This window comes from Bartonella sp. B23 (assembly GCF_053793815.1).
The window spans coordinates 184,466-206,649 of sequence record NZ_CP200033.1 but is presented as its reverse complement, the minus strand read 5'-3'; the positions used below and the strand labels follow the sequence as shown (position 1 = coordinate 206,649).

15 protein-coding genes, 1 tRNA gene and 5 pseudogenes are annotated in these 22,184 nt (G+C 37.8%); 8 read left to right on the top strand and 13 right to left on the bottom strand.

What is annotated here, in order from left to right; translation table 11 throughout:
- Window positions 1–80 precede the first annotated feature (80 nt).
- The 3 genes and pseudogenes from V4B17_RS00830 to V4B17_RS00820 all read right to left on the bottom strand — a co-directional run bounded on the left by V4B17_RS00830 (window position 81) and on the right by V4B17_RS00820 (window position 4,563).
- Window positions 81–1,484, bottom strand: coding sequence for a hypothetical protein (locus tag V4B17_RS00830; RefSeq protein WP_455480149.1), 1,404 nt, complete (start codon window positions 1,482–1,484; stop codon window positions 81–83).
- 241 nt (window positions 1,485–1,725) lie between these two features.
- Window positions 1,726–3,015, bottom strand: coding sequence for an adenylosuccinate synthase (locus V4B17_RS00825; RefSeq protein WP_455479636.1), 1,290 nt, complete (start codon window positions 3,013–3,015; stop codon window positions 1,726–1,728).
- A 391-nt stretch (window positions 3,016–3,406) separates the two neighbouring features.
- Window positions 3,407–4,563: pseudogene (locus tag V4B17_RS00820) on the bottom strand (phosphoserine transaminase).
- A gap of 404 nt (window positions 4,564–4,967) precedes the next feature.
- On the opposite strand from V4B17_RS00820, the gene V4B17_RS00815 reads away from it, so the two are divergent.
- A tRNA-Phe gene (locus V4B17_RS00815) sits at window positions 4,968–5,043 on the top strand.
- Between the two features lie 191 nt (window positions 5,044–5,234).
- On the opposite strand, the pseudogene V4B17_RS00810 reads toward V4B17_RS00815, so the two are convergent.
- From V4B17_RS00810 to V4B17_RS00790, 5 genes and pseudogenes are all read right to left on the bottom strand, one after another.
- Window positions 5,235–5,634: pseudogene (locus V4B17_RS00810) on the bottom strand (DNA adenine methylase); the annotation flags it as partial.
- A gap of 80 nt (window positions 5,635–5,714) precedes the next feature.
- A complete protein-coding gene (locus V4B17_RS00805; protein WP_455479635.1) occupies window positions 5,715–6,038 on the bottom strand; it encodes a hypothetical protein in 324 nt (107 codons plus the stop codon).
- A 57-nt stretch (window positions 6,039–6,095) separates the two neighbouring features.
- Complete coding sequence (locus V4B17_RS00800) at window positions 6,096–6,308, bottom strand: hypothetical protein (protein ID WP_455479634.1); 213 nt, start codon at window positions 6,306–6,308, stop codon at window positions 6,096–6,098.
- 131 nt (window positions 6,309–6,439) lie between these two features.
- Window positions 6,440–7,742 (bottom strand): annotated as a pseudogene (locus V4B17_RS00795) (transposase domain-containing protein); the annotation flags it as partial.
- A 114-nt stretch (window positions 7,743–7,856) separates the two neighbouring features.
- Window positions 7,857–8,090, bottom strand: coding sequence for an ATPase, T2SS/T4P/T4SS family (locus V4B17_RS00790; RefSeq protein WP_455479633.1), 234 nt, complete (start codon window positions 8,088–8,090; stop codon window positions 7,857–7,859).
- Between the two features lie 614 nt (window positions 8,091–8,704).
- Here V4B17_RS00790 and V4B17_RS00785 point away from each other — a divergent pair.
- From V4B17_RS00785 to lpxK, 5 genes are all read left to right on the top strand, one after another.
- Window positions 8,705–10,036 carry a TldD/PmbA family protein gene (locus V4B17_RS00785; protein ID WP_455480148.1) on the top strand — a complete coding sequence of 444 codons (1,332 nt, stop codon included), beginning with the start codon at window positions 8,705–8,707 and terminating at the stop codon, window positions 10,034–10,036.
- Entirely contained in the window at window positions 10,023–10,826 is an 804-nt protein-coding gene (locus V4B17_RS00780; protein WP_455479632.1) for a 3'(2'),5'-bisphosphate nucleotidase CysQ, read from the top strand. The genes V4B17_RS00785 and V4B17_RS00780 overlap by 14 nt, the downstream gene beginning before the upstream one ends.
- 46 nt (window positions 10,827–10,872) lie before the next feature.
- A complete protein-coding gene (locus tag V4B17_RS00775) occupies window positions 10,873–11,115 on the top strand; it encodes a DUF4170 domain-containing protein (protein WP_455479631.1) in 243 nt (80 codons plus the stop codon).
- Between the two features lie 650 nt (window positions 11,116–11,765).
- Window positions 11,766–13,088, top strand: coding sequence for a lipid IV(A) 3-deoxy-D-manno-octulosonic acid transferase (waaA, locus tag V4B17_RS00770; RefSeq protein WP_455479630.1), 1,323 nt, complete (start codon window positions 11,766–11,768; stop codon window positions 13,086–13,088).
- A complete protein-coding gene (lpxK, locus tag V4B17_RS00765) occupies window positions 13,078–14,097 on the top strand; it encodes a tetraacyldisaccharide 4'-kinase (protein ID WP_455479629.1) in 1,020 nt (339 codons plus the stop codon). The genes waaA and lpxK overlap by 11 nt, the downstream gene beginning before the upstream one ends.
- 43 nt (window positions 14,098–14,140) lie before the next feature.
- Here the strand turns inward: lpxK and V4B17_RS00760 are convergent, their stop codons facing one another.
- On the bottom strand, window positions 14,141–14,377 hold the full coding sequence (locus tag V4B17_RS00760; RefSeq protein WP_455479628.1) for a DUF2093 domain-containing protein: 237 nt from the start codon (window positions 14,375–14,377) through the stop codon (window positions 14,141–14,143).
- Window positions 14,378–14,497: 120 nt separating this feature from the next.
- On the bottom strand, window positions 14,498–16,336 hold the full coding sequence (mutL, locus tag V4B17_RS00755; RefSeq protein WP_455479627.1) for a DNA mismatch repair endonuclease MutL: 1,839 nt from the start codon (window positions 16,334–16,336) through the stop codon (window positions 14,498–14,500).
- 296 nt (window positions 16,337–16,632) lie between these two features.
- Between mutL and V4B17_RS00750 the strand changes: the two genes are divergently transcribed.
- Window positions 16,633–17,721, top strand: a complete 1,089-nt coding sequence (locus V4B17_RS00750; RefSeq protein WP_455479626.1) for a 2'-deoxycytidine 5'-triphosphate deaminase — start codon at window positions 16,633–16,635, stop codon at window positions 17,719–17,721.
- A gap of 801 nt (window positions 17,722–18,522) precedes the next feature.
- Entirely contained in the window at window positions 18,523–19,674 is a 1,152-nt protein-coding gene (gene lldD, locus V4B17_RS00745) for an FMN-dependent L-lactate dehydrogenase LldD (protein ID WP_455479625.1), read from the top strand.
- 468 nt (window positions 19,675–20,142) lie between these two features.
- Here lldD and V4B17_RS00740 read toward each other — a convergent pair whose 3' ends face one another.
- From V4B17_RS00740 to V4B17_RS00730, 3 genes and pseudogenes are all read right to left on the bottom strand, one after another.
- A complete protein-coding gene (locus tag V4B17_RS00740; protein ID WP_455479624.1) occupies window positions 20,143–20,436 on the bottom strand; it encodes a hypothetical protein in 294 nt (97 codons plus the stop codon).
- 146 nt (window positions 20,437–20,582) lie between these two features.
- A pseudogene (locus V4B17_RS00735) lies at window positions 20,583–20,879 on the bottom strand (DNA adenine methylase); the annotation flags it as partial.
- Window positions 20,880–21,019: 140 nt separating this feature from the next.
- Window positions 21,020–21,985 (bottom strand): annotated as a pseudogene (locus V4B17_RS00730) (late control protein).
- Window positions 21,986–22,184 lie beyond the last annotated feature (199 nt).

The window sequence follows — 22,184 nt, the reverse complement described above, 5'->3', positions numbered from 1 at the left end:
GGAAAGAGATCTCAGTGTAGTGTTTTTTACCTTCCAATATACAATATATTGGTGCTTTATTTTTTCTGATCGAGAACTGTTCACTTATCTTGTTTCGTAAGCCATTGCTCAATAACTTCATTAAAAATAGACTTACCTGTTGGTCCTTTTGCAAAAATTAATTCGTTTATGCGTCCATTTTTATCAGTTAACACTAAACGCATCCAATCCAATTCCCGCATCAATTGTAAATTCCGGTCAAGAAATGGTTGGTTGCCATTCAAAGCAACAAGAAAGAGATTATCGTTAATCTTTGCTGCGGTAGTTCGTGTTAAAGCCTGTCCAATGGATTGTTCACTTGCTTTAAAAGTGAATGCTTGAATACTGCTTACAGCTTGGCCTGAAAATTTATCAGAAGGAATGAAAATAAGATCCATAGCATATGCGGCGGGAAGAGATACATCGGTATTACGACGTAAAATCAACCGTAATGATAACCCTTCATCTGGAATTGTTATATCACCTTGTATAGCCGATTCTTCTACAGCCCCCTTCACACGAGACTCCTTTATAAGTGTCCAATGAGCACTCCCTGTTGCCACTTTTTCTGCATTATAATTTGTACGCGCTTGATAAAAAACAGCTTCACCTAATTGTTCAAACGATTGTAAATTGCTAGCAACAACTGTTGCAGTTCCTTTTTTGTTAAAAGAATCTGCCGTTTGATCTAAGCTGACATCAATTTCTCTCCCATCCTCCAGTAAGCGTTTCGTTAATTTTCTGTTAACCGAAAGTGCCTTTGGTAAAGCATGAGAAACTTGAAGATTTCTCTCTGGCAACTGATGATCATCTAATACAAACATACGGCCACCAACGAAACAAATACCAATAGTTAAGATGACAAAACTAGTAACAACAGCAGCACTTATCACAATACGTCTTTGCATCGATGACCGATTAGCACGACGCACAGCCTGAGAAAAAATATGCGAAACAATGTGAGGATTATCTCCTTTCGAAGAAGAAGCTAAAAGAGAAGCTTTTAATATATTGTCGTTAGTATCCTGAGAAACTAAATAAGCTCCCATATTGACAGGCTCTGCATCTGGAACAACTGATACACAAGGCTTATCATGCACTCTGTGTTCCTCTGAGCTTGTAACAGAACCCCGCCTTTCTTCTGTTTCTACCTCTGAAAAAGTATTATCTCGCTGCAAGATAGAACTTTGTATGCGCTTATCATCTTTAACTATATTTGTAGGATTCCATCCAATAACTGAAGAAAATAAATTCTTTTCAAGAGCTAAATACTCTTCTTCAACAGTTGCAATAGCACTTTGTAAAATCCTTCTTTTTCCATCTGCTATTGCTTGTGGCACTTTTGCTGTTACAAGCTGATGTTCTAACGTTTCGATAGCTCGCTTATAAATCTTCTTACGCACTTGCAGTGTAGTATTACTTTGTGCACTGATTGCCCTTTTTAAGATTCCAATGAAATCTACCATATCCTCTATAATCTTTCTCACACTGAGAAAAGAAATCCCAGCCATAAGGCCAAACATGCCTTTATTTTAGTCTTATAAATCGATTGTCATTTATATTGATACAACTATTGCAATAGTTTAAAATGAATATGAAAAATAAACAATGTTATTTTGTATCTTCCTCTCATTCGCTCCTAAGTCTCTCTTCGTAGAAAAGCATAGAGAAAAGCCAAAGATCTACACAGAAATTTTAAAATAATGATTAATTTGCAAAAGGATCAGCAATAAGGATAGTATCTTCGCGCTCAGGGCTAGTAGATAATAAAGCTATTCGCGTACCAACCCGTTCTTCAATATAGCGTATGTACTTAACAGCCTGCACCGGTAAATCCTCCCAGCTTAACGCATGTGCTGTCGCGTCCTCCCAACCTTCTAATGTTTCATAAATAGGCTTTACACAGGCTTGGATGCCCATGGAAGAAGGCAAATAATCGATCCTCTTACCATCAAACTCATAACCAATACAGATTTTAATTTCCTTCAAACCATCCAAAACATCAAGTTTTGTCAGTGCTATCCCCTGAACACCACAAATCGTTACCATCTGACGTACTAAGACTGCATCAAACCAACCACATCGACGTTTTCGACCAGTTACAACGCCAAATTCACACCCACGCGTTCCGAGAAATTCGCCAACATCATTTATTTGCTCTGTCGGAAATGGTCCTTCTCCAACACGCGTTGTATAAGCTTTTGCAATACCTAAAACATAATGAATCGAACTAGATCCCATACCTGAACCAGTACATGCCTGCCCAGCAATTGTATTGGATGATGTTACATAAGGATAAGTCCCAAAATCATTATCTAATAAAGCACCTTGTGCACCTTCAAAAAGAATATGCTTTCCCATCCGATAGCTTTCATCTAAAAGGCGCCAAGTACAATCCATAAAGGGTAGAATTTCATCCGCCACTTGCATCAACTCATCATAAAGAACTTGAGAATCAATCTCTGCTACATCCATCCCGCGACGCAAAGCATTATGATGTATCAAAAGTCGTTCGATCTTAGCCATAAGCGTTTCAGATTCCGCTAAATCCATCACGCGAATAGCACGACGTCCCACTTTATCTTCATAAGCGGGCCCAATACCACGCTTTGTCGTACCAATTTTTAAACCAGATAAGCCGCCTTCGCGAATTGCATCGAGATCGCGGTGCAAAGAGAGAATTAACGGAGCATTTTCAGCAATACGTAAAATTTCCGGTGTAATTTTTATACCCTGATCACGTAGTTTTTTTAATTCTGCTACAAAATGGTGGGGATCAACAACAACACCATTACCGATAATTGATAACTTCCCACGAACTAAACCAGATGGTAGAAGTGATAATTTATAATTAATCCCGTCAACAACCAATGTATGACCCGCATTATGCCCTCCCTGATATCTTACCACAATATCTGCGCGCTCAGATAACCAATCTACAATTTTACCTTTGCCTTCATCTCCCCATTGTGTACCAACAACTACTACATTGGCCATAGCTTTCTCCGTCGTGTTTTGTCAAATAAAACTAGCATTTAAAACAAATGCCTCTTTATAACGAAACCTTAGAGCAAGTGCGACTCTTCATTTTAGCTTTTTCTAATCTTTGTAATTAAATTTTCAAATTCGTGATAACAAAAGCAAAAATATCGATATATAAAATATATATTCGTTTTAAATCTGCCATTTTTGCTGTAAAAAGTAAAAACATTTAGAGCTTTTTGTTGTTGCTTTAACTAACATCTGACAAATTATCCATATTCCTCTCGTGATTTTTGCAATCTGTGCGGCATTTGAAGGTTGTTTGTCTGATACAAGAATACGAAAAATCATTATTATCCTTCGTATTTTTTTTAAAAAATGTATTATGAAAATTGCCAACAGTTAACTAAAGTCGAGCTTTTTCGGCCTGAAATTCCCATTCAAGCCATTGTGTTAAAGTTTCAAGATCAGAAGCCTCAATTGTTATGCCTATCCAAATCCAAAGTCCTGGGGGCGCATCTCTGTACGAACCAATATCATAAACCCCTTCCTCATCAAGATGATTCACTACCGCTTTTATAAAAGATATTCGCTTTTCAGTATTAAAAGAAGTAATAACTGGATCAACAATATCTAAACAAACAGACATATTAGAGCACACTTGAGGATCGTTTGCCAAATATTCTAACCACGGTGTCTTGCGAACAAAAATCAAGTACAGAAAATTTTTTTCAACTCGCACCATTAATGCCTGCAAACCACCCTGAAACTTTGCCCACTTCAACCCATCAAGAAAATCTTCAACACACAGCAGAGAGGGTGTATTGATTGTTACCTCTCTAAAAATATTCTCGATTAATTTTCCATCTTTTGTCATACAGAAAATTTATGGCGTGGGCCAAAACGACACGTAACTCTCAAGCCGCTCAACAGCACGAAGACTTAAAATCAACATACCATGTGCAGCCTCTCCTCCAAGAACTTTTGGCCACAAAAAAGTAACAACATCTAATTTTGAAAAATTAAAATTTTGCGCAAAAACTGCTGATGTTGCATCATAAATTGTCAACCATGCTCTCTCATCTGGAATAAAATCGGCATTAGGAATACGTACACCTGAAGTCGTTCCATTCCATGTAAAAACAACATCACGATCGAAATCAATTTGTGTTAGGTCTGGTAGTTCGCCATAAGGAGCTTCAAAAAGACGTACATCAGAAAGCTTTAATTATTCAACAACATCTGCAATCCACCCCGATCAAAAACTTTCCTAAGCTGCCATATCAACGCCACGTTCGCCCAATAAAGACCATAAAGATATCTCAACAGCACCAGTATCTGAAGCAGGTACAATTCCAATACGATAATCAGAAGGCACTTCAAGAATCTCACGAGTTAAATCAACAACCTCAGACAGCCTTAATTCTGCTTCTCTAGATCGATGCGAACGTCCAACTAATGCATTTTTAAGAACTTCAATAGTCCAGCCAGGTCATTTACTACAAGTACCTGGAAAAAATTGGGATTATTTGGCCGACAGCTTGATTTTTGAAACATTACCATTATTTCTTCCCTTTTAGATAGCTTGCCTCTCTTTGAAGAAAGGCTAATTATTATAGATAACTGTGCCAATAGCCTTTATAAACAAAGATCAAAAATTTTTTCTCTTTATTTTGTAAACTTAAAATATGTGGAAATTTTGTAAAAAATATTTCTCTTAAGCTATGATTCTAGCTCTCTTCTTTGAAGAGATTTCCTCGTGTCACCACCACGATAAGACAGCATTCGGATAGCGATACACTAACATGTCATAATATACCTATCAAGTTTATTTTATAAAACAGAGTAATTGTATTACCAGAATACGGAAACAAACTTATAAAAAATCAATTATTTTTCTCTTCATGACTGGACAGAGAAAAATTTGATGTTATAACCGCACACATTTCGCGTGTTTTGTGAAACGTGCCCAGATAGCTCAGTTGGTAGAGCAGCGGACTGAAAATCCGCGTGTCCGTGGTTCGAATCCGCGTCTGGGCACCATCTATGTCTTTAATATACTAGAGTGTATAGTTTTTTCTTTGGATAACTATTTTCAGATTACATTTTTGTAGCTTGTCACCTTATTTTGCACCAATTCATTTTTTTTCACAGGATTTTCAAGGGGTTCTCAAAGGGTCTTCACAAGCCTTTCAAAGGTCATTTAAAAACTCTTTAAAATAGGTCTTTTTTTGTTAAAAATCACAATTTGTGATGATCAGTTCCTTGATAATATTTGAACCACCAAATGAATAAAATGTAGTGACCTCTTTTATATGGAATTGACTAAAAGTTTTCCAAATCTCCGGCACATCATTTAAAGAGAGAAGAAAATTTTCCTTTAAATTGCGCGAGAATCGTGGCCATCGCCTAATAATCTTCTCGTTTAAACAAGTCCTTTTCATAGTAATCCTCAACACCTCAATAAGGCGGATAAAGGTAAAACAAAACGTTTAATTTATCGTGGCGCAACATAAAATCTGACCAATTTAAATGTTCAATGATAATCCCTGACAAACGCCGGTAAATAAACTCTAGTAATGCTTCGACTTTAAAATAATTAAATCGTGCACCACGGCTCGTTTCAACGCCAAAGACGCAACTGATTAATCACTTCATCAGTAAGATTTTGCGCTTCATCGATGATCAGTAACATACCATTCCCACAACGCGCTCTAATTTTTTCCAATAGCGCGTGTTAAGCGTGTTGGATTATATTCCACTATATCCAATTCCACTGCCATATCATTCAATATACCATGAACACTGCGCATGTGTAGACTTTCTGTGACTAAATAAACATGGGGACGGGTAGCACGATAATAGCAGCAAATTTCCGTTTTACCATTGCCCACATCAAGTGTAATCATCACCATGTCACCAGTGCTTTGTGCAAGCGTTAAAGTGTTTATAATTTCATTGGCAATACGATTTTTCTGAAATGTTAGCTTTTCAAGAATCATCTCTAAAAGCCCTGCCGTCTCTTTTAAAACATCCACCCATTGTTGAACCTTCGCATTTTGCTTGCCCAATTGTCCAGCATAGCTACCCGAATATCATTGCGAAAATGTACCATCGGGCATACCAATGCGCCGTGCAACTTTCGCTTTTGACCAATCATTTGTAAGGGATAATGCGTGTACCGCGTCAACAAGCTCATTCCATAGTGCAATATCGTTACTATTGCGGTTCTGAGCTGATTCACTAAGCTGATTTTTGTGTCGCGCCCAAGATATTTTTTCAACTGTTGTATTTTTTGCGTACGTCATCTATAATCCCCTCTGTATTGATTTTAAACTTGAAAGGGCAGAGCTGCAAACTTGTTTCCCTTTTCTTGTTACTCTTCAGCTGTACACAACACTCATTAGCTCTCTCTAAAATCCCCTGCTCTTCTCCTTTCCTACCATCGGGGGAGCTTGATTACTTCCGGCTTCCCGCTTTGCGATGAAAGCCGCCATAAAGCTTGATATAAGTGATGGCTAAATTCTTCTGTCTCTAAAGCCTCATCATTCACTTTAACCACTAAATTGTCCACATTGCTTTGAACCAATCGGCTAACCTTTAGCTTTATTTTAGGCAAAATCTTTAAATCATCGCCCTGTCGTTCAACCTGACGATAAACATCTGCAAGCTGATCGAGAGCAAGTTTAACAGCCAGCTGTTTTTCTGCTTTAACAGCCTTCACATAATCTTTGCGCAAGCATCCATTTAAACGTGCTGCCTGCTGATCGTAAAAACCAACATCAAAAAGACAAGACGCAATACAAATTAAACGGTTATTCAGGTCATAAATCCGCAAATTCTGATGCAAATTATCTGGATCAAAACGGATAATCATTTTTTGGCTTGCATGCTGATTAAGCACCTGCAACCAATAACGATTGCCATAAAAATGAATCTCACCCGTCCCTTTTTGAGTGCGAAGTGCCTCTGATGTCAGAAGCCATAAAGCACGTTGTTCTTCTGTCGCTTGACGTATAATCGTGCCCTCGGCCTGCAAACTTTCTTCAAATGTGACATCAAAACTCCATCCCTGACAATTAGACTGCTTTCCACCCTTTTTGCGCATTATACCTGATAATTTGTGCTTCAACATGCGCTTTGAATTCCTCAAACCCTATCGCACACCGCCCATAATTTTCAGGCTTTGCACCAGGTTTATTCCCCGTATAAGCACCCGTACAAAAAGGATGTTTAGAAATAGCTTCGGCTAAATCACGCCATGCTCATTCAATTGGCTTAGATTGATCACTATAAGGCGTTGTTCATTGCAGTTGAACACCCAATATCGTCAAAAAATCTTGCGGATCATCTGGTTTAATTTTAAAGTGAAAACAGTTTTGCACACCCCTCAAAATCCATTTGCTAGTAAAAGCGTGACCATTGTCCAAGGTCATACGCTCTGGTATTCCATAAGCAGAAACCATATCACCAATAACTAAACGGACAATTTCCCAAGCCTCAGCATCCGACAAACTCCACGATAAAATCTTCCCAGAATAAAGATCTTGAATGGCTATTAAATAAAGACGAACAGGTTTTTCTACCCAAGGAACTTGAACAAAAACATCTAATTTATGCTCATCCATATTCACTGCTTGCAGAGCATGGAGGGCTGACTGATCGCGTCGTTGGACAAGATACAGTTTCTTTGCCTTTTCTTCACCATCACGCGCTAACGTCACAACTGCTTTTGAAATTTCTTTTCCTCCTTGATGCCCAGTATTCTAGCTTTTTAAAAACGCTAAAGCAGCACCATCTCTTACTTCACCAACAATGATGCGATCTGGTGCCATATGCATGGTCACTTTTAACAGTCATGTCATATCGACATATTCGATAGCGCGAAATGTTACAGTGTTAGGTGCTGCACATTGAAGTTCAGCAGTATCTTCGATAATCACAAAACGCTCTTCTGGCAATATATCAGTCATTTCTTTTAATATTGCGTTTGTTAAGGTTGTTTTTCCCGTTCCTGTCCCGCCAACAACAAAGATATTTTTGTGATCTCTGACAGCATTTTTTAAAAGCAATTTTTGCTGCTTGGTCATAATGTTTTTTCAACATAATCATCCAAAGTAAAAATTTGCGTAGCTTTTTTTCGAATTGTAAATGTTGGTGCAACAACAATTGGTAGTATTACCGATTCAAAGCGGATTCCATATAGGAACAATTCTCATTTAAGTGTTGAGCATTCTTTTGTGATTTGTGTACTAAGAGCTGTAGTTATCGTTCCCATTGCAGCTTCTGCTCTATGTGGTTCCATCGTTCCTACTACTTTTTTAGCTTCTCCTAAATGTTTAACCCATAAATTCCCATCGTTTTAGCCAAGAAACCTGTTGTTTATGATATCTGCCAATTATCAAAACACTCGAATATTTGGGCTTAAAAAGCCAAGTATCATCGTGTGATTTCATTTTTTGGGAATTATAAATGCGGATTTAGCTTGTGTTATGATATGAAGTGTATCGGAATGGTAGAACCAAAAAAATTGAGAACATATTGCACCTTTTTGAAAAAATAATAAAAGAGAAATTGCTTAATTCATCAAAGGAAAAAGAGTGTGTTAATGACGCATAATTTTTTATTGATAAACATACAAGAGTTACAGTTTGTGTAAACTTGCCAAATGGCCTAACTACATAAGTATTAAAGGGAGTCCATGATGACTGACAAGAACCAGATTGATAAGGCTGCTTCACTTGTTGAATCAGCAAGACGTTCTGGAGCCGATGCTGCTGATGCTATTATTGTTCACACCCATTCTACAAGTGTGTCGATTCGTTTTGGAAAAGTCGAGTCGATAGAAGCCTCAGAGAGCAATGATTTTACATTAAGGGTTTTTGTCGGAAAGAAAGTAGCGAGTGTTTCTGCCAATCTAGCGACCTATCCGCAAGAACTTGCAGAACGTGCTGTCACAATGGCGAAAGCTTCTCCTGACAGTTTATTTGCAGGTTTAGCAGATAAAGATTCTTTGGTTAAACATCCTAAAGATCTTGATCTTTTTGATGATTTTGTTCCACACAGTCATTTTCTAACAGAAGATGCCTTGAAAATGGAAGCAGCAGCTCTTGATGTTAGAGGAGTGAGAAATTCTGGTGGAGCCACAACAGCTTATGGTCGTAGCGGATTTGTTCTTGTGACCAGCGATGGTTTTTGTGGAGCCTATCAATCTAGTTGTTTTTCACGTTCTTGCAGTGCCATAGCTGGTGATGGTACAATGATGGAGCGCGATTATGATTATACAACTGCTTTGCATTTTTCCGATTTGGAAGCTGCAGAAAATGTGGGAAGAAATGCAGGTGTTGGAGCAGTTCGACGCTTGGGAGCAGTTCGTGCTGCTACAGGGACGGTAAATGTTATTTTTGATCCACGTACAGCCCGTGGAATTGCGGGGCATATAGCATTTATGGTGAATGGAGCATCTGTAGCGCGCAAAACGAGTCTTTTACAAAATTTCTTGGGAAAAGCAGTAATGAAACCGGATGTTAATGTAACAGATCAACCTTTGCGCTTGCGTGGAAATGCTTCTCGTCCTTTCGATGGAGAGGGAGTAGAAGGACAAACATTGAATATTATTGAAAATGGTATTTTAAAGCACTGGCTTCTTTCATCGTCTTCAGCCCGCGAATTGGGGCTTAAAACCAACGGACACGGTGTACGTTCAGCGTCATTGGTTCAACCATCCAGCACAAATTTTGCCATTGAACCGGGTTTAATATCGCCTTACAATATGATAAAGGATCTGAAAAATGGATTTTATGTCACAGAATTATTCGGGCATGGCGTTGATTTTGTCACGGGTCAGTATAGTCGTGGTGCCTCTGGTTTTTGGATTGAAAATGGCGAAATCACTTTTCCGGTAAGCGAAGTAACTCTGGGTTCTGATTTGCTCCATATGTTAGCACACTTAACACCAGCAAACGATATTGATCGGCGCTATGGTACAGCAGCTCCCACATTATTAATTGAAGGGATGACACTTGCAGGAAGATAACACGCATCATTCTTCTGATTTAAATCTTTTGCTTGATGTTTGTCGAGAAGCAGGGGATTTGGCGATGAGATATTTTGGATGTACGTTGAATGTTTGGATGAAAGAAGGCAATTCACCAGTCAGTGAAGCAGATTTTGCAGTTGACCGCTTTTTGAAGAAAAGGCTTCTTGGGATGCGCCCAAATTATGGATGGATTTCAGAAGAAACAAAGGATGATCGAAAGAAAGGAGCTTATGCACGCTATTTTGTGGTTGACCCTATTGATGGAACGCGTAGTTTTCTTTCTGGCAGCACCTATTGGTGTATCTCAGTTGCTATTATTGAGAACGGACGCCCTATCGTAGGCGTTGTGCAATGCCCAGCTCAGAGAAATGTTTATGCAGCTGCTGCTGGTAAAAGGGCAACATTAAATGGCACAAAGATTCCTCTTCTAGCATCTCAGACAAATAGAAAATATAAAGTTTCGCTTGATAAATTGCTAGCACAAAAATTGCCGGATAATTTTTGCAATAAAGTCAGTTTTTATCGTCATATTCCATCACTTGCATACCGCATTATTCTTGTTGCTCAAAATGAGATCGATATCGTATTGGTTCGCCCCAATTGTCACGCGTGGGATATTGCTGCGGCTGATCTTATTTTACAAGAATGCGGAGGATGTTTTCTATCGCTTGATACATCTTTTATATCTTATGGAATCGAGCCTTATCAGTATGGACTTTTAATCGCTGGAAAAAATAATTGCTGTCAAGATATGATAAATGTTGTTCGTCACGTGAAGTTAGTTTAACCACGTAAAAAACGCACTAAAATCTCTTAATGATATGGAGGTACATATGTCCAAAGCCAACGAAAAAAAACAATATTTGCATCTTGTATTTGGTGGGGAATTAAAAAATCTTAGTAGTAATCAATTTAAAAATATTGATGATTTAGATGTAGTTGGTATTTTTCCAGATTACCAATCCGCTCAAAAAGCATGGCAAGCGAAAGCACAAAGCAGTGTAGATAATGCATTACAACGTTATTACATTTTAGACTTGTATCGACTTCTTGATACTGAGACAAACGATACGTAATAAAATTTGAGTATTCAATTATTGTTTTCTTAAACTTTCTGCATAAAGAAAGATTGAATATCGGGATGGGTAAAAAAATCTAGAGAGCATTGTAAAATTAGAAAACGTCTATAATTTACTTCTTACCATTTTTTTGTATGAACAGCGCATCTGAGATATCTTTCTTCGTTTTCAAAATGAAAAATTTGCTGCCATGTTTTTTCGTTTCACTCATTCAAAAATCAACGTTCAATTTACAAAAAAGTGAAAGATTAAATTTATGTATAATTCAAGAAAACAAGAAAATGTCTTATGTTTATAATGATGCGTATGGAAACTTTTAATACTCAAAATGCTTTTCAAGCTAGCAAAATACAATATAGTTGTGGATATAAAGCGCGTAAAATAAGAAAATATATTGTTTTATTATCCAAATTATTTACCTGTCTCACCGTATTCTGCGTATATGCATTTTTATGGGAGAATATTCTTGAAAAATAAGGGTTAAAGATATGGTTCCATTTTCATACAACTCTACAGTATTTTTTGTAAACTAAAATGCGCAAAATATCCTTTTATTCGCTAAAAGAATGAACCAATAAATAGGAGCAATAAATCGTTTAATAAAAAAGCTTATAGACGTCTCAAAACAGATAAATGAAGTGGTTTTAATGATGGAACTAAAAGCATATGTGGCTCTTTTAATCTATCGGATGGTTGGCTTTTGCTTACATCCCATTATACCTTTTTATTTATTTCTTCGTGCTGTACGTGGAAAAGAAGAACGTGGTCGTCAAAAAGAGCGTTTGGGTAAAAGCCATAAAGCACGGCCTCAAAGTCCATTGATTTGGTTGCATGCAGCAAGTGTTGGAGAAACACTTGCTCTTGTTCCGCTCATTAATCACATTTTATCATTAAAAATCAATATATTGTTGACAACAGGAACACTGACAACCTCTTCCCTTGTGAAAAAGCATTTTGGTAATCGGTTAATTCATCAATATGCTCCATTAGATTTAGGTTTGGTAATGCATCGTTTTATTAATCATTGGAAGCCTGATTTAGTACTTGTTTGTGAATCGGAAATTTGGCCTCTACGTATTAAAGAACTTGCCAAAATGCGCATTCCGCAGATTTTGGTGAATGCCCATATGTCCGAGCATTCCTTTAAAGCTTGGCAAAAGCACTCTGTTCTTGCTAAACATATTTTTAGGCATATCGATTTGGCTGTTTGTCAAAACAAAAAAGATGTAGCTTATTACTGCGCACTTGGAGTAAAATCTGTTGCATTTTCTGGTAATCTTAAGGCTGATGTTTTACCGGTTGAAAATCAAGATTTGCTTACACATTATCGCAATGCTATTGGAAATCGCCCAGTTTGGGCAGCTATTTCAACCCATGAAGGGGAAGAAGAAATTGCTTTTGAGGTTCATAAAATTCTTAGAAATTATTTGCCAGATTTATTGACAATTATTGTTCCCCGTCATCCTAAGCGGTTGGAAGATCTTATCAGAAAATGCGACAATAATGGCTTGCATTTTGCCCGTAGAAGCAACAATGCTGTTCCAGATGCAAATACAGACATTTTGTGGGGCGATACGATTGGAGAAATGGGACTTTTCCTTCGCTTATCGAAAGTTTCTTTTATTGGTAAATCCTTGTGTGGAAATGGTGGACACAATCCATTGGAATTGGCCTTACTGAATTCAGCGATTTTAACAGGGCCCCATGTCTCAAATTTTCAAGAGATGTTTGAACAATTTTTAAACCATGATGCAGCATATATGATTCAAGATACAAAACAGCTTGCTATTCAAGTGTATAAACTTTTAACAAATGAAACATTGCGACGAGAAATGGTTGATAAAGCCTATGAAATCGCAACAGGTATGGCAGGTGCACTCGAGCACACATTAAAGGTTCTTGATCCCTTTTTGCAACCTCTCGTGATACAAACAGGTTTAAGCCAACATCGGGATAACTATGCACATTAGCGCTCCGCATTTTTGGTGGAAAGATAAAAGTTTTTTGCGTACTCTGCTGACCCCTGTTTCTTGGGTATATGGTTATTTTTCACGTCGTCATATGGCAAAAAAGCTCCCCGTTATTGATCTTCCTACCTTATGTATTGGCAATTTTACATGTGGTGGTGCTGGCAAAACGCCTGTTGTTATTGCTTTTGCTCAAGTGGCTAAAGAGCTTGGTTTTGTGCCTGGAATTGTATCACGCGGTTATGGTGGGACAATTAAGGAAGTACATCTTGTAAATAGGGAATGTGACAATGCGCGCGATGTTGGAGATGAAGCACTTTTACTCGTACAGCACGCTTTTGTTGCCATATCAGTTGATCGTTATGCAGCAGCACAACGACTGAAGCAAGAAGGATGTAATCTGATTTTAATGGATGACGGATTCCAAAGCCGCCGTCTTTATATGGACTACGCGCTGCTTGTTGTAGATGCGATGCGTGGTTTTGGTAATGGAGCTGTTTTTCCAGCAGGACCTTTGCGTGTACCATTAGAAACACAGCTTTCTTTAACGGATAGTGTTTTGTTGATTGGCCATTCAGATGTGTATGACAAAATTGCTTTTCTTGTCACACGTACTAGAAAGCCTTTGTATCATGCACACCTTACATCACTAGCATCTGGTGAAGTTGCAGGAAAATCATTTTTGGCATTTGCAGGTATTGGCAATCCAGATAAATTTTTTAAATCCATTAAAGAACTTTCTGGTCATGTGGTGCAAACTTACTCTTATCCTGATCACTATTTTTTTACCGACACAGATTTTAAAAATCTTGCACAAAAGGCTAAAATGCAAGACCTATGGCTGGCTACAACTGCGAAAGATTACGCACGCATACAAACAAGCAGTGCGCAAAAAAACTTGAAAAATCTTATTATATTTGATGTCAAAGTCGACTTTGCTCAAAAAGACTTCTGCCGTATGCTTCTTGAGGAGGTCATGAGTCGTTTTAAAGAGCGCAAGTATCTTCTCTAATTTACATCTCTAAAAAAAAGCTGAATTCATGGTTTTCGACCAGTTATTTTTTCTGTGTTTCTAATAATTGACTGAGATGTGGATTGCATTCAAGTTCACGATGATAAGAAATTTCACAACTAGCGTATGCTTCTTGGCGATTATGATTCCAATATTTTAAATTATCTATCGGGATTTTTTGTCCACTAACAGCACAAAGAGTATATGTTCCATATTCTATGATTTTATACCCATTATTAGAATAACGAATTTTTGCTTCACGTTCATCACCAGAAAACATTCCTTATACTCTCTTTCTATTTTTGTGAGAGATTCCAGAAATTAAAGTGCCATAAGATGTCTATAAAGTCTAGAATGAATTAAAAATATTTCTTTCTTGCTAAAGTGGTGAATAGAAATTTTATTTTCTACCAAAAAGCCTCTCTATATCAGCCAATTTGAGTTCAATATAAGTAGGACGCCCATGATTACACGTTCCTGTATTAGGGGTTGCCTCTATTTGTCGTAACAATGCATTCATTTCTTCAGGACGCAAAAGACGCCCTGACCGTATAGAACCATGACAAGCCATAGTCGCTGCAACATAATCAAGCATTGCTTTTAAATTGTCTGTGGTATCATATTCAGTGGCCTCCTCTGCAAGATCTTTAATGAGTGCTTGTACGTTGATCTCTCCTAACATGGAGGGTGTTTCGCGCACAACGATTGCACCAGGCCCAAATGATTCTATTCCCAAACCAAACTTCTGCAAAGCATCTTTGTGCATTAAAAGGCATGTTGCATCTTCTTCAGAGAGCTCTACAATTTCAGGGATGAGCAATAATTGTGATGGAAGCGGTTTGGAATAAAGTGCATTCTTAAGTGCTTCATAAATCAATCGTTCGTGAGCAGCATGTTGGTCAACAATGATCAAACTATCTTGAGTCTGAGCAATAATATAGTTTTTATGAATTTGTGCTCTGGCTGCTCCCAGTGGATAAGACAATTCTTCTGATGATGACGCGGTACTTGGAATGTAGGCATCACCGCTTGGTGTATCTAAGCCTTCTATAAGAGGGGTGGTATCTTCTTTAAAATAAAGGGGGCTGGTCATATCTAATGGTTTATGAATCATTAATGCGGATGCCAAATGATGATGTTGTGAACCATAAGAAGAAGGCTGATGCATATTTTTAACGGTTTGTAGTGGCTGTTGTGTTTGAAATGCAGCTAACATTGCTTCAGAACATGTTGAAGTAGGACGAACACCAGTTTTGTACAATGCTTCACGAATTGCCCCAATAATTAAACCGCGAATTAGCCCTAAATCACGGAATCGTACATCTGCTTTGGCGGGATGAACATTGACATCTACATCAGCGGGCGGTAAATCAATAAAAAGAATAGATACAGGATAACGATCCCGTGTCATGACATCAGCATAGGCTGCTCGAATTGCGCCACAGAGAAATTTATCGCGCACTGGGCGTCCATTCACATAAGCAAATTGATAAAGGCTATTGCTACGATTGAAGGATGGCAAACAAGTAAACCCCGTTAAACGCACTAATTCGCGTTCAGTATTAAGTGCAATACTGTTAAGAGAAAATTCTTTTCCCATGATCTGCGTAATACGTTGTAATTGCCCTTGCGTATCATTTTCCGTAGCAGGAAGTTCTATAGAAGTTCTATCTGGCCCTGAAAGAGAAAAGCGGATATATGGAAATGCGATGGCAATTCGTTTAACCATATCAGTAATGGCATTTGCTTCAGCACGATCAGTTTTCATAAATTTTAGCCGTGCTGGAGTGACAAAAAAAAGGTCACGAACTTCAACAATCGTACCAAAATTTGCAGCAGCTGGCTTTGGTCCAACAATTTTTCCTGCTGTAACAACAATTTCAGAAGCATTATCAGCATCTTGTGTTCGTGAGATTAATTTAAGTTTAGCAACAGAACCAATTGATGGTAAAGCTTCCCCTCTAAACCCTAGGAAGCAAATATTGTGTACGTCATTGGTAATTTTTGAGGTACAATGACGAGAAACTGCTAAAGTTAACTGATCTGCTGGAATACCATAGCCGTTATCGCTCACCTTTATAAAATTTTTTCCTCCGTTTGCCGTAACAATTTCGATTCGAGTTGCTCCTGCATCAACAGCATTTTCAACGAGTTCTTTGACAACACTCGCTGGCCGTTCAATAACTTCACCGGCAGCAATTTGATTAATAACATTTTCGCTAAGATGACGTATGATCATAATAAATTCTAACAAAATTCCTGCAGATTATATAAGAGTTTTGAGTTATGATAGCATTATTTGTACAACATTCAAGAATGGGGAAGACATATGAGATTATTCTCAAAATAACTCTTAATTTACTTTCAAAAAATGTTGTACTAAGTGTTATTTTATTGTTTGTAGAATTCTTATGTGAATTGTAGCAACAAATTGATTGGCAAAATCGGAGAGAAATAATTTTATCGCCTTAAAATAGCTTGCGCTAATCAATCATCTGAGCCAAAAAAATGACGTAAAAATGAAAGGCAAAACGTATGGCGCATGTAAGCGGTATTTTGGCAGATAGTGATATACAAACTTTGATGGATAATGGCATTCTCAAAGCTCTTTGGCCTTTTGATGCAGATCAAATACAGCCTGCAAGTCTTGATCTTCGCTTAGGGGACAAAGCCTATCGTATACGCGCTTCCTTTATGCCGGGGATTAATGTAAAAGTTTTAGATAAACTCGAACGATTAAAATTGCACGAATTTGATTTGCGAGACGGAGCTGTCTTGGAGACAGGATGTGTTTATATTGTTCCTCTTTTAGAAAGTTTGGCTTTGCCAGAAACTTTATCGGCCATTGCTAATCCTAAAAGCTCTACTGGACGATTAGATATTTTTACGCGTGTGATTACTGATAATGCACAGGAATTCGATAAGATTTATGCCGGTTATCATGGCCCACTCTATCTTGAAATTAGCCCACGCACATTTCCAATTTTGGTGCGCAATGGTTCACGTTTATCTCAAATCCGATTTCGCAAAGGTTACAGTTGCTTAAATGAAATTGAGCTGCATGCTTTGCATACAAATGAAACACTGATATCAGATGATTTGCCTAATATTAGTGCGGGTGGTATTGGAATTTCCGTTAATTTAAAAGGAAATGAAAATGGGCTTGTGGGTTATCGTGGTAAACATCACACAGGTGTTATTGATGTCGACACACACGCTGTTGCAAACGTTCTAGATTTTTGGGAACTTCTTTTTGACTGCGGTCAAAGGGAACTAATTCTTGATCCTGATGAGTTTTATATTTTAGTCTCACGAGAAGCCATCCATGTTCCCCCGCTCTACGCAGCTGAAATGACACCTTTTGACCCTTTAGTTGGTGAATTTAGAGTGCATTACGCAGGTTTTTTTGATCCAGGTTTTGGGCATATGGAGGCAGGAGGGAAAGGAGCAAAAGCGGTTTTAGAGGTACGCAGCCGTGAGGTTCCATTTATCTTGGAGCACGGTCAAATTATTGGTCGTTTAATGTATGAACATATGCTCAATAGACCGTCTAAACTATACGGACATAATGCCGGATCTCATTATCAAGCTCAAGGATTAAAATTGTCCAAGCATTTTAAATAGTTTGAAAACACGAGCTTTGATAAAGCATTTGCAAGAAGCGCGTATTTGAATAAAGGAAAAACTTCATTTTCATGAATGTGATAGCTGTTAGTGTATCCATTTTTCAAATTGAATATGTGAAATTGGTTATTAGCACTCGCTCTATTTAAAAAAATTTAAATAAAAATACCACGTCTTTTTTCATATAAAATATCGTTAAATGATATTCTTCCATTTATACATACTCATATTTAAAATTCTTTAAAGTACCCTAAATTAAGTCAAAGAATATGTGTTTTAATAAATTTTGATGAGCAAGAAACTTATAAAATAAAAACATTCTGTATGCTTGTAATAGATTGATTTATTTTTGTTAACGGTTTTTTTACCTTTGTAGGAAGTTTTTGTAATACATACTCAATAGCTAACTATACGGCTTTTATGGGCTATAATGTAAGATGTCTTTACAGCTATATAAGGAGGATATCGCTTTAAAATTGTAATAGATAACTAAAAAATATCTCTCAGAGGGCATTGATTACAAAAAAGATATCGCATCTTAATTATTGATTTTTCGATATATACTAATAACGTGCGCGTTTGTAAATTACTGATTAAGATTTTGCACCCACAGATTCTTAATCTAAAGAAGAGCAATAAAAATTTTGTTTTCATTTATGTATTTTTTGAGTTGCAATCTTAATTACTTGCATCTACTGAATGAAGTGTTTTGGGAGAACGTCAAATAGGAGGCGTGCGGGTTAATCCTTATTAGTTTTAGAATGTGTTTATACTTTTCATTCAGGAATATTGGTGCTACTCATGATTATTTCCTCAACATTTGATTACCGCAAAGCAGCAGAACGTCGACTTCCTCCTTTCCTTTTTCACTATATTGATGGTGGAGCTTATGCTGAGGAAACGTTACGACGTAATTGTACTGATCTTCAAGCGCTTGCACTACGTCAAAGGATTCTGAAACAAATCGGTAACGTTGATCTTTCAATAAAGATTTTTGATCAAACACTTAATTTGCCAATTATACTTGCACCCGTTGGATTAACGGGCATGTATGCACGCCGCGGCGAGGTGCAAGCTGCGCATGCAGCCGTTGCAAAAGGTATTCCATTTACCTTATCCTCAGTTTCAGTTTGTTCTATTGCAGAAGTCCAGAAAGCAGTTGGAAGCTCATTTTGGTTTCAACTTTATGTGCTCAAAGATCGTGGATTTATGCGTGATGTATTAGAGCGTGCTTGGGCATCTGATGTGCAAACATTGGTGTTTACAGTTGATATGCCGGTTCCTGGTGCGCGTTATCGTGATGCGCATTCAGGGATGTCAGGACCTTATGCTGGGTTACGCCGTATTTTACAAGCTTTTACTCATCCCCATTGGGCTTGGAATATTGGTGTTATGGGGCGTCCTCATGATCTTGGAAATGTTTCTACCTACTTACAAAAGAGGATCGCATTGGACGATTATGTTGGTTGGCTTGGTGCTAATTTTGATCCATCAATTGGTTGGCGTGATCTGCAATGGATTCGAGACTTTTGGAAGGGAAAAATGATTTTGAAAGGTATTCTTGATCCAGAGGATGCACGAGAAGCAGTACAATTTGGTGCTGATGGTATTGTTGTTTCCAATCATGGAGGGCGTCAACTTGATGGTGTCTTATCAACTGCACGCGCATTACCAGCAATTGCAGAAGCTGTAAAAAGTGATTTGACCATTTTAGTGGATTCTGGTATCCGTTCTGGGCTTGATGTTGTACGCATGATAGCACAAGGTGCGGATGCCGTTATGATTGGTCGTGCTTTTGTTTATGCGCTTGCGGCAGCGGGGGAGAGAGGTGTTGCTCACCTCCTTGATCTTTTTGCTAATGAGATGCGAGTGGCTATGACATTGACCGGTGCACAAACAGTTGAGGAAATTACAGGTGAGAGTTTAGTGAATATAGATGCTTTTGCAAAATGAAAAAGGTGCATCATACCCTCTTCAGAAAATAGAGGAAGTTGTTTCACTAAAAGTAAGAAAAGCACGGTTTTATGTGTTTGTGTTTCTTGTTTTCGTGTTCTTAATGGTTTATGGTATTTTCGTTGGGAGTTTATTTGGATGCAATTTAGCGTTTTTGTATATTATTTCATTGCTAAAATAATTTTCATTATATTATCTTGGTTGACTCCATAATTTACTAAAATGTCTAGTTAGCTTTCATTGCAGATTGGTTCATTCTGTATTTCTAGCGATACAAATTTGTATGCGGTACTTTGTTCCATAAGTAATCTAGCAATTGTATCTCCAAATCCTCCATTTATGCTATGCTCTTCACAGACAATAACAGATCTGTGAAGCTTGCGTGGTTTTCACGCAGATGTATTGTCCAAAGATCAAATTGTTGGTATACTTACAACTGTTGTTATAACTTCATATTTTTCGAATTCTTCAGCAGAATCGAGATAAATCTCGAACGGTCTCTCCAGTAGCAAGCAAAAAAGTATCTTTTCCTTTTTTTATAGCATAAACTTTTCTAATATCGGTTTTTGAAGCATCTTCATGAATGTTTGTAATAAGATACTTTCTTAAGCATGTATAAACAGGCGCAGAATTGATAAATGTCGAGAGAATTGCAGCTTCTGTTTCTTTATTATCCGCCGAAGCAATGATGCTGTATGTTATGAATAGCACGAAGCGAAGCAAAATCGGAAATGGCATGGTGTATAGCCCCCAGTGGTTCATAGCTAATACCAATCAATTGAACAGAATTTTCATAATAAGCAACATTTACCTTTATTTGTTCAAGAGCGCGTGTTATCAAAAAACAAGGCTGGCAAGATAATAAATGGCTTTTTTTTCACACGAGGCAAGACCAGTAGCAATGCCTAACGGCTGCTGATTTGGAACTTTAGCATATCCATAAAAGGCCGATAATGGCGTTGCAAAACTCTGAAAAAATTGATCACATCTCCCCTGAGCGATCAGGGATGATTTCCACAACTGGTATCAATGTTCTCCTAAAGAAAATTCCTCCCATTCCAATAAAAGTTCAGCATAAGCATTGTGCGGAATCTATTCAAAATTTTGACAAGGATTTTGGCCAATATTCCCTTGCCACAAACATAAACAGCTGCTGGTGTCACAGCAAAAACAGATTGTGATGTTTCTGAATAAATTGTGTCCATAATTTCTTAACTTCTTCCATCCATAAGTGCCTTCTTCTCATTGCTTTGAGTGATAAAAAATGGCTGCAATGTTATGTCTTTTGGCATCGGACAATTTTATCGATAAACTGTTCCCGTTGGCTGGATAACAAGACAAGCCTCTATTGTTTACTATTTCCTCTTTCCTTTTTTGGTGCTTCTAGGATAATTTCTGTGGTATAGTTGCTGGCTTTTTCATGGCGATGGGGCACCGTAGAGGCTTTCCATTGTCCATTCATTTCCCCACGAAACCCACAGAGAAAAAAGGTTGATTGGCCATGATTTCTGGGTGAACCTCTAACAGAAACAAACAACTTCCAACAGCACGACAAAGCCTCTCTCCTTCTGAGGTGGCGGCGACTAGAGCCTCTTCCTACAGCTATAACAACCGCACAAATACCGTGTGGAACCTTTGTAACTTGTCTGATGTTGAATCTGTAACTGTTGCCCTTTGGTTCGATCAAAATAACTGGCTTCAACCACACCATATTATGTTCGTGGCTCTACTCTGAATTCCTAATGAAAACGGTGATGCTTATGGATTTCGATCGGCGGTAAATTGTCATCACTTAAAAACAAGAACTTATGATCTTTGATTAAGAAACGTGCCTGCACTCGATCAGCAAAGCGTGTCAAAAAATCGAGTGCCGATTAATCCGTGCACACAACATAAGACAAAGGATATTGGTAAAATTTTGAGCTAACTTTTGCTTGATAACCATGATGCTTGGCTAATGTTTCAACAACCTCACCAACGGTTTGATTATCAAAATACTTACTGCTTTGTGCTTTGATTTCTTAACGCATGGAAGCGCTTTTGCCACAGATACGCAAGATTTCTCCATCATGACCGCTGATATTCATAACAGATTCAACAACAAAATACCCTATAAAAGCGCTGATGTTGCCCTCATACCAAAAGTAACCTGCATATCACTCTTCCTTTGAGGAACCTCTAAATCATTGCCGCTATCATCAAACCATGCTGCAAAATTATCGGATTCATTTCCTGCATGATCTATAATAGTTGTTGTTAAAAGACGTTGGTAAAAAAACTCATGAACAGGCTTGTCCCCTACTTTTACCATAATGAAAAAGCGTGCATATCTCAATCACATAAGCGCTTCACCGTATTTAATATTGCTTATACTTCCTGCCTGAAATTGGCATATTGTGATGATCAGGAGAAAATCACTCAAACCACGCTATATATCTTTAAATGTACCGTGTTCAAAATAAGAAATTGTGTGCTACTAATGAAAAATAAGCAAATAAAAGCTTTCCAAA